Consider the following 13,276-nt stretch of genomic DNA (forward strand, 5'->3'; position numbering starts at 1 on the left):
CGCCTGGTCGGCTATTTCACCGGCACCGCCGACCCCGCCGAGCTGCGCACCGCGCTGGCCGAGCGCCTGCCGGGCTACATGGTCCCCGCCGCCATCGTCACACTCGACAAACTGCCCCTAACCCTCAACGGCAAACTCGACATTCGCGCCCTGCCCGCACCCGAATACACCGCCTCGGGGTACCGAGCCCCCACCAATCCCACCGAAGAAATCCTGGCCGGCATCTACGCCCAGGTGCTCGGCGTCGAGCGGGTCGGGATCGACCAGTCGTTCTTCGACCTCGGCGGCGACAGCATCTTGGCGATGCGCCTGATCGCCGCGGTCAACACCGACCTGGACGAGTACCTGTCGGTGCGCGCCGTGTTCGAGGCGCCCACCATCGCCCAGCTGGCACCCCGGATCGGTGAAGGCGCCGGACGGCTCGAGCCCCTGGTGGCCGGTCCGCGGCCGGCGGTGGTCCCGCTGTCGTTCGCCCAGAGCCGGTTGTGGTTCCTGGACCAATTGCAGGGCCCGTCACCGGTTTACAACATGGCGGCGGCCATGCGCCTGCGTGGGCGGCTCGACGCCGGCGCGCTCGGTGCGGCCTTGGCCGACGTGGTGGCCCGCCACGAGAGCCTGCGAACCGTGTTCGCGGCACCCGAGGGCACGCCCCAGCAGGTGGTCATCCCCGCGGAGCAGGCCGATTTCGGCTGGCAGGTCGTCGACGCCAGCGGCTGGTCGGCGAGCCGGCTGGACGGGGCCGTCAAGGCCGCCGCCCGCGAGACCTTCGACCTGGCGACCGATATTCCGTTGCGCGCCTGGCTGTTCCGTGTCGCCGACGACGAACACGTGCTGGTGGCCGTGGTCCACCACATCGCCGCCGATGGCTGGTCGCTGCGGCCGTTGGCCGCCGACCTCGGTGTCGCCTATGCCAGCCGGTGCGCGGGGGAGGCCCCCGATCTCGCCGAATTGCCGGTCCAGTACGTGGATTACACGCTGTGGCAGCGCGCCCAGTTCGGCGACCTGAAGGACAGTGACAGCCGCATCGCCGCGCAGCTCGGCTACTGGGAAGAGGCCCTGGCCGGCATCCCGGAGCGGTTGCAGCTGCCCACCGACCGTCCCTACCCAGAGGTGGCCGACCAGCGCGGGGCCACGGTGGCGATCGACTGGCCGGCCGACTTGCAGCAGCAGGTTTCCGCGGTGGCCCGCGAACACAATGCGACCAGCTTCATGGTGGTACAGGCCGCCCTGGCGGTGCTGCTGGCCAAGCTGAGCGCGAGTAGCGATGTGGCGGTGGGCTTCCCGATCGCCGGGCGACGCGACCCCGCGCTCGACGACCTGGTCGGATTCTTCGTCAACACCCTGGTGCTGCGCGTCGACGTGTCCGGCAACCCCACCTTCACCGAGCTGCTGGACCGGGTGCGCACGCGCAGCCTGGAGGCCTTCGAGCATCAGGACGTGCCCTTCGAGGTGCTGGTAGAGCGGGTCAACCCCACCCGAAGCCTCACCCATCACCCGCTGATTCAGGTGATGCTGGCGTGGCAGAACTTCGGTGGGCAGGACAACGACGCCGCGACCGGGCTGGCCCTGGGCGACGTCCGGGTCACCTCGATACCGCTGGACACCCAGGTCGCCCGCATGGACCTGACGTTCTCACTGACCGAGCGCTGGACCGAGACGAATGAGCCCGCCGGAATCGGCGGGCGGGTGGAGTTCCGCACCGACGTGTTCGACGCGGACAGCATCGAGACACTGGTCGGGCGCCTGCAGCGGGTGCTGTCGACGATGACCACCGATCCAGCCCGCTCCGTGTCGTCGGTCGACCTGCTCGAGGCGGACGAACGTGCCCGGCTGGACGAGATCGGCAACCGGGCGGTGCTGGCCGCGCCGGCGGACGCGCCGACGTCGATTCCGGAATCCTTTGCCGCCCAGGCCGCGCGCACGCCGGATGCGCCTGCGCTGCGCAGCGGTACCCGGTCGTGGACGTATCGCGAGCTCGACGAGGCGGCCAACAGGTTGGCTCACCTGCTGGCCCACCGCGGCGCCGCCCCGGGGCAGTGCGTGGCGCTGCTGTTCGACCGCTCGGCCGAGGCGATCGTGTCGATCGTGGCGGTGCTCAAGACCGGGGCGGCCTATCTGCCCATCGATCCCGCGCATCCGGCCGCCCGGATCGGCTTCATGCTCGCCGACGCCGCGCCCGTCGCGGTGGTCACCACCGCCGCCCTGGCCGACCGGCTCGACGGGCACGACGTGGCGGTCATCGACGTGGACGATCCCGCCGTCGACGCCCAGCCCGTCACCGCGTTGCCGGCGCCGAGCCCGGAGGACGTCGCCTACCTCGTCTACACCTCGGGAACCACCGGTGTGCCCAAGGGCGTGGCGGTCAGCCACCGCAACGTGACCCAGCTGATGGCGACGGTGGACGCCAGCCTCCCGGACGCCGGCGTGTGGTCGCAGTGGCATTCCTACGGCTTCGACGTGTCGGTGTGGGAGATCTTCGGCGCGCTGTTGCGCGGCGGGCGCCTGGTGGTGGTCCCCGACGCGGTGGTGCGGTCCCCGGAGGACCTGCACGAGTTGCTGGTCGCCGAGCGGGTCAGCGTGCTGAGCCAAACCCCTTCCGCCGCAGCGATGCTCGACCCGCGGGGGCTGGAGTCGACGGCGCTGGTGGTGGCCGGCGAGGCCTGCCCGACCGAGCTGGTGGACCGGTGGGCGTCCGGGCGCGTGATGATCAACGCCTACGGACCCACCGAAACCACGGTGTACGCGGCGATCAGCGCGCCGATTGTCCCCGGCTCCGCCGCCGTTCCGATCGGCTCCCCGGTGGCCGGGGCGGCGTTGTTCGTGCTCGACGAATCCCTGCGGCCGGTGCCGCCCGGCGTGGTCGGCGAGCTGTACGTGGCCGGCGCCGGGCTGGCCCGCGGTTACTGGCGCCGGGCGGCGCTGACGGCGTCGCGGTTTGTGGCCTGTCCGTTCGGCGGGCCAGGGGCACGCATGTATCGCACCGGCGACCTGGTCTGCTGGGGCGCCGATGGGCAGCTGCAGTATTTGGGACGCGCCGATGAGCAGGTCAAGATCCGCGGTTATCGCATCGAGCCCGGCGAGATCCAGGCGGCGCTGGCCGAGCTGCGCGGGGTGCGGCAGGCCGCCGTCATCGCCCGCGAGGACCGGCCCGGTGATAAGCGCTTGGTCGGCTACGTCACCGGTTCGGCGGACCCCGCCGAGCTACGCGCCCGGCTGGCCGACCGGCTCCCCGCGTACATGGTTCCGGCGGCCGTGGTGAGGCTCGACGCGCTGCCGCTGACACCCAACGGCAAGCTCGACGCTCGCGCCCTGCCGGCGCCCGAATACCGGGAGGTCGATCGCTACCGGGCCCCGAGCGGTCCCGTGGAGGAGACCTTGGCCGGCATCTACGCCCAGGTGCTCGGCGTCGAGCGGGTCGGCGTCGACGACTCGTTCTTCGATCTGGGCGGCGACAGCATCTCGTCGATGCAGGTGGTGACGCGGGCGCGGGCCGCCGGCCTGACGTGCCGGACGCGCGACATCTTCGTCGAGCAGACCGTGGCCCGGCTGGCCCGCGTCGTCGGCGTGGCCGACGGCGACACCGGCGCGACCGACGAGGGCATCGGGGAACTACCGGCGACGCCGATCATCCGGTGGCTCCAGGGCATAGAAAGGGCAGGCGGTCCGGTCGACCAGTTCAACCAGACGATGGTGGTCGAGGCTCCCGCCGGGGTCACCGAGACCGATGTGCTGGCGGTGCTGCAGGCCCTGCTGGACCGGCACGCCATGCTGCGGCTGCGCGTGCACGACGGCTGGTCGCTGACCGTGCCCGAGGCGGGATCGGTCGACGCCGCCGACCACCTGCACGCGGTGGACGTGTTGTCCGACGCCGCCGTGACCGCGGCGCGCTCGCGGCTGAACCCGGCCGACGGGGTGATGCTGAGCGCGCTGTGGGCGGCCTCCACCCGACAGCTGGTGCTGATCGTCCACCACCTCGCCGTCGACGGGGTGTCCTGGCGAATCCTGTTGGAAGACGTGAACATTGCTTGGGCGCAGCATCGCGGCGGGCAGCCGGTGGCGTTGCCGCCCGGTGGGACGTCGTTCGCCCGCTGGGCGGCCCTACTGGGCGAGCACGCGCATGACCCGGCGGTGGTGGAGCTGGCCGGCGCCTGGCGGCGGATCGCGGCGACGCCGCCCGCGCTACCGGGGGTGCGCCCCGAGACGGACACATACGAGACCGCCGAGCACCTGTCGGTGGCGCTGGACGTGGAGACCACCCGCACGCTGCTCGGAGAGGCGCCGGCGGCCTTCCACGCCGGCGTCAACGACATCCTGTTGATCGGTTACGCCCTGGCCTGGGCGGAGTTCCTTGGCGGCGACCTTCCTGGCGGCGGGCCGGTCGGCATCGACGTTGAGGGCCACGGCCGACACGAGGAGCTCGCCGCCGGAGTGGACCTGTCGCGCACGGTCGGGTGGTTCACCACCAAGTACCCGGTGTCCTTGGCGATGGATCAATTGCCTTGGGAGCGCGTGGTTTCCGGTGACTCCGCGCTGGGGGCCGTGCTCAAGCAAGCCAAGGAGCAGCTGCGCGCCCAGCCGGACCCCCTGACCTACGGGCTGCTGCGCTACCTGAACGACGAGGTCGACCTGCACGGCTCCGACCCGACGATCGGCTTCAACTATCTGGGCCGGCTGGGCGGCGCGGCCGCCGAGTTGTCGGACGAGTTGTGGCGAATCTCGCGGGACGGCTCGTCGGTGACCGGCACCAGCACGGCGGTGCCGATGCCGCTCATGCACACCGTGGACCTCAACGCGGGCACCGCCGAGACCGAGGCCGGCCCGCAGCTGCACGCCAACTGGACGTGGGCGCCCTCGGCGCTGGACCGCGAGCAGCTCGCCCGGCTGAGCGGGCTGTGGTTCGAGGCGCTGACCGGGATCTGCGCCCACGTGCGTTCCGGTGGCGGCGGACTGACCCCGTCGGACATCCTCCCGGCCCGCTTGGTCCAGCAGGAGATCGACGAGCTCGAGCGGCAACACCGGATCGCCGACGTGTTGCCGTTGACCCCGCTGCAGCAGGGGCTGCTCTTCCACGCCACCACCACGCGGGGCAGCGCCGACGACCTGTACGTGGTGCAGCTGGACATGAACGTGACCGGCCCGCTGGACCCGGACAGCCTGCGCGACGCGGTGCAAACCGTGGTCGACCGGCATCCGCACCTGGTCGCCCGATTCTGGGACCGGCCCGACGAGCCGGTGCAGATCATCCCCGCCAACCCGGCGATGGCATGGCGGTACGTCGAGCTCGACGGCCGCCAAGGCGCCGACGAGGGCATCGGGGAAATCTGCGCGGCCGAGCGCGCCGCGGTCTACGACCTGGCCGATCAGCCGGCCTTCCGGGTGGCCATGATCCGCACCGCGCAGAACCGGCACCGGCTGGTGCTGACCATTCACCACATCGTGCTCGACGGTTGGTCGGTTCCCATCCTGGTGAACGAGACATTCGCCAGCCTCACCGGGCAGCGGCTGGCTCCGCCGGCGCCGTACCGCCGGTTCGTCAGCTGGCTGGCCGACCGCGACGTCGATGCCGCGCGGGCGGCGTGGGGCCGGGTGCTCGCCGGCTTCGACACCCCGACGCTGGTCGCGCCGCCGCACGAGTTGGAGCTGGGTGCCCGCGGCCTCACGACGTTCGCGGTGCCGGCCGAAACCACCCGGGCGCTCGCCGAGCTGGCCCGGTCCTGCCAGACCACGGTCAGCACCGTGCTGCAGGCCGCGTGGGCGCAGCTGCTCACGTGGCTCACCGGCAACTACGACGTCGCGTTCGGCACCACGGTGTCGGGCCGGTCCGCCGAGTTCGTCGGCGCCGAGTCGATGGTGGGCCTGATGATCAACACGATCCCGGTGCGCGCCCGCATCACCCCGGCGACCACCACCACGCAGCTGCTGGACCAGCTGCAAAGCGCCCACAACGACACGCTCGAGCACGAGCACCTGTCGCTCAGCGAAATTCACCGGATGACCCGGCAGGAGAAGCTCTTCGACACGCTGTTCGCCTACGAGAACTATCCGCTGGAAACGTCCGCGATGGCGGTCAACAACGAGCTGTCCATCACCGACTTCAACGTCTTCGAGCGCAACCACTACCCCCTGACGATGCAGGCCGCCCTGTCCGGCGAACAACTCGGCCTCCGAGTGGAATACGACGCCGGCGTCTTCGACGCGCGCACCATCGAGGCGCTCACCGAGCGACTGGAGCGGGTGCTGGTGGCGATGACCACCGACCCGACCCGGCGGCTCTCCTCGGTCGACCTGCTGGACGGGCCGGAGCACGCCCGCCTGGATGAAATCGGCAACCGGGCAGCGCTGACCCGGCCGGTGCCCACGCCGGTGTCGATCGCGGAGCTGTTCGCCGCGCAGGTCGCCCACCAGCCGGACGCCGTGGCGATCGGCTGGGGCCGGCAGTCCATGACGTACCGGGAGCTGGACGAGGCGGCGAACCGGTTGGCGCACCTGCTGATCGCCGAGGGCGCCGGCCCGGGACAATCTGTGGCGCTGCTGTTTTCGCGTTCGCCGCGGGCGATCGTGGCGATCCTGGCGGTGCTCAAGACGGGGGCGGCGTACCTGCCGATCGACCCGGCCGCCCCGGCCGCGCGGATCAGATTCATGCTCGAGGATGCCGCGCCGATCGCCGCGGTCACCACCGCGGGACTGCTGTCGCGGCTGGACGGCAGCGGCGTGCGGGTCATCGACATCGAGGACCCGGAGATCGACGGCTATCCGCGCACCGCGCCGCCCGCACCCGCGGCGGACGGCACCGCCTACATCATTTACACCTCGGGGACCACCGGTGTGCCGAAAGGTGTTGCGGTCACGCATCGTAACGTGACGCAACTCATCGGCTCGCTCGACGCCGGCCTCCCGGCCCCGGGCGTGTGGACGCAGTGCCACTCGTACGCCTTCGACGTGTCGGTGTGGGAGATCTTCGCCCCGCTGCTGCGCGGCGGGCGCGTGGTGGTGGTGCCCGAGTCGGTGGTGCGCTCACCCGAGGAATTCCGCGCCTTGCTGGTCGACGAAAAGGTCAGCGTGCTGACCCAGACGCCGTCGGCCGTGGCGACGCTGGACCCGGCGGGCCTGGATTCGGTGGCGCTGGTGATGGCAGGGGAGGCCTGCCCGCCCGAGGTGGTCGATCGCTGGGCGCCGCGTCGGGTGATGGTCAACGCCTACGGCCCGACCGAGACGACGATGTGCGTGGCGATCAGCGCCCCGCTCGCGGCGGGCTCGGGAATGCCGCCGATCGGCTCGCCGGTGCCCGGCGCCGGGTTGTTCGTGCTCGATGGCTGGCTGCGGCCGGTGCCCCCCGGCGTGGTGGGCGAGTTGTACGTGGCCGGAACCGGGGTGGCCGCCGGCTATGTCGGGCGCGCCGGACTGACCGGTTCGCGGTTTGTGGCCTGCCCGTTCGGTGAACCCGGGGCGCGCATGTACCGCACCGGGGACCTGGTGCTCTGGGGTGCCGACGGGCAGCTGGTGTATGTGGGCCGCGCCGACGAGCAGGTCAAGATCCGCGGCTACCGCATCGAACTGGGCGAGGTTCAGGCCGCGCTCGCCCGGTTGGACGGCGTGCAGCAGGCGCTGGTGATCGCCCGAGAGGACCGCCCCGGGGACAAACGCCTGGTCGGCTACGTCACCGGAACGGCCGATCCCGCCGAGGCGCGCACCGCGCTGGCCGGGCGATTGCCGGGCTACATGGTTCCCACGGCGGTGGTGGGACTCGACGCGCTGCCGCTGACGCCCAACGGCAAGTTGGACACCCGCGCCCTGCCGGCGCCCGAGTACTCCGGCGGTGGATATCGGGCCCCGTCGAACGCAACCGAGGAGATCCTCGCCGGCATCTTCGCTCAGGTGCTCGGGGTCGAGCGGGTCGGTGTCGACGACTCCTTCTTCGACCTGGGTGGCGACAGCATTTCCGCGATGCGCGTGATCGCGACGATCAACAGCAACCTGGTTGTCGACCTTGCGGTGCGCACCCTGTTCGACGCGCCCACCGTCCGCACCCTGAGCCAGCGCCTGGGCACGGACACGACCGCCACGCAGGACGTCGTACCCATTCAGACCCTGAAGCAGGGCGCCGGCACTCCGCTGTTCTGCATTCACCCCGCGGGCGGCGTGAGCTGGCCGTATCAGGTGCTCGGCAGCTACCTGGACTGCCCGATCATCGGTGTCCAGCAGACCCGTCAGGGCGAAGAGACCGAACCGCGATCGATCCGCGAGATGGCGGAGAACTATGCCGACAGGCTGCAGGAGATCTATCCCTCCGGGCCCTATAACCTGCTCGGCTGGTCGTTCGGCGGGGTCATCGCGCACGAACTCGCGGTGGAGCTGCAGCGGCGCGGATGCGTAATCGCCCGCCTGATCCTGCTCGACGCCCAACCGACCGTGAACGGCGGTGTCGCCCCGCCCGAGGATGCGGTGGGCGAACTACAGCTTCCGGAAGTCTCGCGATCCAGGCGGCTTGTCGACCTGCTCTCCGAAAACCTTCGCCAGAACATCGACCGGTACCGAACCCACCGGCCCGGCGTTTTCCACGGCGACATCACCATCTTCTCCGCCGCGGGGGACGGGAGCGACCGCAGTGGGTTCCTGTCCCAGTCGTGGCGGCCGCTTGTCTCCGGCGAGATTCTCACGTACTCGATCGACTGCGCGCACGACGACATGCTGACCCACGATTCGGTGGGTCTGTACGGGCAACGACTCAGGCATCTGCTGGTCCTCGCGGAACGCCGGCTCGAGCTGGCCCACGGCGGTCAGCAAGTGGCGGCGTCGCGGGACGACAAGCTGCCCGGGGAGCGCGCCGGGTAATGGTCAGGAGACCGAAGTGCCGATAGCGCCTCTGTGTTGGGGGCAATAGGACGCCACTGAGGCGCCGAGAAGATAGCCGGCTTCGTGCGCCGACAAATCGGTGGCCCGTACCACGTTCAGCACCAACGAAGTTGGCGTCTTCCCCGAATCGAGTCCGGCGCACATGTTATGTCCCGCGGCGATCGCGGCGCCGCGGTCGGTAAAGACAATCCCGTTGCGCTGAATCTCCGAAATGAACGCATCGTCTTTTTGATCGGCCGACGCCGGTGCCGCGAAAAACACCGCGGCTCCCGCGAGCGCGACTATTGTCGACCAATTCCCAAGGCGCGCAATTGTTCGGGTCACGATGTTCCTCGATGTGGCATCTGGGCTCTACGCCTTAACGGTGGCTGAACATTAGCCAGAATCGACGCATTTTTCCCGCCGGCTTCAACCGCGCCACCTCACACAAATCGGCCCCGATCTCCAGGGCGATTGGCGGCTCGCGCCCCAGCGCGCGCAGCGGCCCGGCGCCGTGCGGGCATCGAAAATTCCTGTGTGGCGGGCATTTCCATTCGCCAGCACCGGTCCGCGCGATCCGCGCACCGGCGGGAGCGGCGAGGGCGGACGTCGCGGCGGGCCCGGTGGGCGGCCAACGGCGAGAGCAGAGCGCAACCAAGATTTAACCGTCGCGGCCATCGCCGCGGGCAAACTCCGGCCCTCCCACCGGTAATCCGCGCCCGATTTGCGAGATTGCCGCCGTCGGCCCCCGGAAGCCGGTGCGACCTGCGCGCCGACGCATTTCACAGTGGCCGTACGGGTGCGCCGGAACCCCCTTCGGTATGGTTCAAGGAGTGTGCGGAGTCACCGGGGAGGTACGGCTCGACGGGCAGGTCCCCGATGTAGCAGCGGTGTCAGCAATGGCCGGCGTGATGGCGCGACGGGGTCCCGACGCTTCCGGGTCCTGGTCACAGGGCCGTGTCGCGCTCGGCCATCGTCGCCTCAAGATCATCGACCTGAGCGAGGCCGGAGCCCAGCCGATGGTCGACCCGGAACTGGGTCTGGCCATCGCCTTCAACGGCTGCATCTACAACTACAAAGAGCTGCGCCGCGAACTCACCGGACACGGCTACCGGTTCTTCTCGCACAGTGACACCGAAGTCCTGATCAAGGGCTACCACCATTGGGGCGACGACTTCGTCAGCCACCTGCATGGCATGTTCGCCTTCGCCATCGTCGAACGCGACAGCGGCCGGGTGCTGCTCGGTCGCGACCGGCTGGGGATCAAGCCGCTCTACCTGACCGAGGACAGCCACCGGATCCGGTTCGCCTCGGCCCTGCCCGCGCTGCTGGCCGGCGGCGGCGTGGACACCCGCATCGACCCGATCGCGTTGCATCACTACATGACGTTCCATTCGGTGGTCCCCGCGCCCCTGACCATCCTGCGCGGCGTCCGCAAGGTGCCGCCCGCTTCCCTTGTTGCCATCGAGCCCGACGGCCGGCGCACCATCACCACGTACTGGACCCCCGACTTCACCCGGCACGACGACCGCGCCGGCTGGTCGGAAACCGACTGGGAAGACGCGGTGCTGGACGCGCTTCGCGTCGCGGTCAAACGCCGGCTGGTCGCCGACGTGCCGGTCGGCTGCCTGTTGTCCGGCGGCGTCGACTCGAGCCTGATCGTCGGCCTGCTCGCGGAGGCGGGCCAGCACGGCCTGATGACCTTCTCCATCGGCTTCGAGTCGGCCGGTGGCGTCGAGGGCGACGAGTTCCGGTGGTCGGACATCATCGCCCGGCGCTTCGAAACCGACCACCATCAGATCCGCATCGAAACCGACCGGATGCTGCCCGCGCTCGACGGGGCGATCGGCGCGATGAGCGAGCCGATGGTCAGCCACGACTGTGTGGCCTTCTACCTGCTCAGCCAGGAAGTGGCGCGCCACGTGAAGGTCGTGCAGTCGGGCCAGGGCGCCGACGAGGTGTTCGCCGGCTACCACTGGTATCCGCCGATGGGCTCGCCGGCCGCCGCCTCACTGGAGGGCTCGGTCGCCGAGTACCGCGGGGCCTTCTTCGACCGCGATTCGGCCGAAATGGCGGGCCTGCTCGGGCCGGGCATCATGGCCCCGGGTGACCCCAGTGAGCGCTTCGTCACCGAGCACTTCGCGCGCGCCGGCGCCGAGACGGGCGTCGATCGCGCGCTGCGCCTCGACACCACCGTGATGCTGGTGGACGACCCGGTGAAACGCGTCGACAACATGACCATGGCGTGGGGTCTGGAGGGCCGGGTGCCTTTCCTCGACCACGAGCTCGTCGAGCTGGCGGCGACCTGCCCCCCGGAACTGAAGATCGCCCACGAAGGCAAGGGCGTGCTCAAACAGGCTGCGCGACGGGTGATTCCGTCGGAGGTCATCGACCGGCCCAAGGGATACTTCCCGGTCCCCGCGCTGACCCACCTCGAAGGGCCCTACCTCGACATGGTGCGCGACGCGCTCTATGCGCCAGTTGCCAAGGAGCGCGGCCTGTTTCGCACGGAGGCGGTCGACGCCCTGCTGGCCGACCCCAACAGCAAGCTGACGCCCTTGCGCGGCAACGAACTCTGGCAGCTCGCCCTGCTCGAACTCTGGCTGCAACGGCACGGCATCACGGGCCCGGTGGCATGACCGTGACCGATCCCCCCGGCGATCCCACCGAGGCGATCACGATGGGCCTCCACGACGCCTCACCGCCGGAGCTGGTGGAGGCGATGGCGAAGGATGTCGAGCTCGAATTGGGTTGGGGCCGGCTGATTTTCGGCCAGACCTTCGCCGACTCCCACGAGCTGGTCGAGGCGCTGCGCCGGGAGGGCCCCGGGCGTCGCGACATCTGCATCTACGCCCGCGAATCCCACGTGGTGGTCGCCGAAGCGCCGACCGAGCTCTTCATCGACCCCAGCCACACCTATCGCCTGCGCTTCACCGATGCCAAGCCCGAAGACCTGTCGCCCGCGCCGCTCGGCGTCACCGTGCGCACGCTGAACGATCCGGTCGACGCCGACGCCATGAACCGCGTCTACGTGCGCTGCGGAATGGTCCCGGCCGGGGTCGACGTCATCTGGAACAACCACCTGAACGTGCCCGCGGTGACCTACCTGCTGGCGGTGCGCGACGAAGACGGCGCCGTGGTGGGCACCGTCACCGGCGTCGACCACGAGCTGCTGTTCTCCGACCCCGAGCAGGGGTCGAGCCTGTGGACGCTGGCCGTCGACCCGGCCGCCGGGCTCCCCGGGATCGGCGCCGCCCTCACGCGGGCGCTGGCGGAGCGCTTCCGCAACGCGGGCCGCGCCTACATGGACCTGTCGGTCGCGCACGACAACGCCGCCGCCATCGGCCTGTACGAGAAGCTGGGTTTCCGCCGCGTCCCCGTGCTGGCGATCAAGCGCAAAAACGCCATCAACGAGCCACTTTTCAGCCCGCCGCCCGAGACGGTCGACGACCTCAATCCCTACGCCCGGATCATCGCCGACGAGGCGCTGCGCCGCGGCATCTGGGTGGAGGTGCTCGATGCCGAGACCGGCGAGATGCGCCTCACCCACGGCGGCCGCAGCGTGGTCACCCGGGAATCGCTGTCCGAATACACCTCGGCGGTCGCCATGTGCCGCTGCGACGACAAACGGCTGACGCGCCGCCTCGTCTCCGAGGCGGGCATCACGGTGCCCCGCGCCCGGCTGGCCACCTTCGACGAAGGCGACTACAACTTCCTCACCGAGGTCGGGGAGGTCGTCGTCAAACCCACCCGCGGCGAACAGGGCAAGGGCATCACGGTCGGGGTGACCGCCGACAACGGCCCCGAGGAGCTCGCCGCCGCCCTGGCCCGCGCCCGTCAGCAATACCCCGACGTGCTGATCGAGCAGCGCGTGCTGGGCGATGACCTTCGCTTGGTGGTGATCGACGGCCGGGTGGTGGCCGCCGCGCTGCGGATGCCGCCCGAGATCATCGGCACGGGCGAGCACACCATTCGCGACCTGATCGCCGCCGAAAGCCGGCGGCGCTCCGCGGCCACCGGTGGCGAATCCCGCATCCCGCTCGACGACCTCACCGAGGCGACGGTCGCCGAGGCGGGCTGGTCGCTCGACGACGTGCTGCCCCAGGGCACCCGCCTCCGCGTCCGCCGCACCGCCAACCTGCATCAGGGCGGCACGATCCACGACGTCACCGCGGTGGTGAACCCGGAACTGTGCCGGGTCGCGGTGACGGCGGCCGAGGCGATCGGCATTCCCGTGACGGGCATCGACCTGCTGGTGCCCGATGTCACCGGCGCCGAGTACGCCTTCATCGAGGCCAACGAACGACCGGGGCTGGCCAACCACGAACCACAGCCCACGGCCGCGGCGTTCATCGACTTCCTGTTCCCCGGCCACCCGGGCCAGCCGCAGGCCTGGACTCCAGAGGAGTCGCGCGCCGAACGCGGCTGAGGCTTGCCGCGCGCC

At 70.4% G+C, this 13,276-nt stretch carries 4 protein-coding genes (1 of these 4 only partly in view); 3 read left to right on the top strand and 1 reads right to left on the bottom strand.

Going from position 1 to position 13,276, the window contains the following annotated elements:
- Nucleotides 1-8,832: the end of a non-ribosomal peptide synthetase gene (locus A5758_RS14500; RefSeq protein ID WP_082939697.1), read on the top strand. The gene continues 22,287 nt to the left of window position 1, outside the view; 8,832 of the gene's 31,119 nt are visible here — the last part of the coding sequence; the start codon falls outside the window, past its left edge; the stop codon is at nucleotides 8,830-8,832.
- A gap of 3 nt (nucleotides 8,833-8,835) precedes the next feature.
- On the opposite strand, the gene A5758_RS14505 is transcribed toward A5758_RS14500, so the two are convergent.
- Nucleotides 8,836-9,114, bottom strand: a complete 279-nt coding sequence (locus A5758_RS14505; protein WP_231987321.1) for a DUF732 domain-containing protein — start codon at nucleotides 9,112-9,114, stop codon at nucleotides 8,836-8,838.
- Between the two features lie 551 nt (nucleotides 9,115-9,665).
- Between A5758_RS14505 and A5758_RS14510 the strand changes: the two genes are divergently transcribed.
- The gene (locus tag A5758_RS14510) at nucleotides 9,666-11,471 is read left to right on the top strand and encodes an N-acetylglutaminylglutamine amidotransferase (RefSeq protein ID WP_067740984.1); all 1,806 of its coding nucleotides are present in this window, start codon (nucleotides 9,666-9,668) and stop codon (nucleotides 11,469-11,471) included.
- Nucleotides 11,468-13,261: an N-acetylglutaminylglutamine synthetase gene (gene ngg / locus A5758_RS14515; protein WP_067209201.1), complete on the top strand. Its 1,794-nt coding sequence runs from the start codon at nucleotides 11,468-11,470 to the stop codon at nucleotides 13,259-13,261. The genes A5758_RS14510 and ngg overlap by 4 nt, the downstream gene beginning before the upstream one ends.
- The last annotated feature ends 15 nt before the right edge of the window (nucleotides 13,262-13,276 follow it).

This window comes from Mycobacterium sp. 852014-50255_SCH5639931 (assembly GCF_001665605.1).
GTDB lineage: Bacteria > Actinomycetota > Actinomycetes > Mycobacteriales > Mycobacteriaceae > Mycobacterium > Mycobacterium paraffinicum.

What these genes read in the sequence shown, in the direction of transcription:
- ngg (WP_067209201.1), top strand. Translation starts at nt 11,468, where the DNA reads ATGACCGTGACCGATCCCCCCGGCGATCCCACCGAGGCGATCACGATG.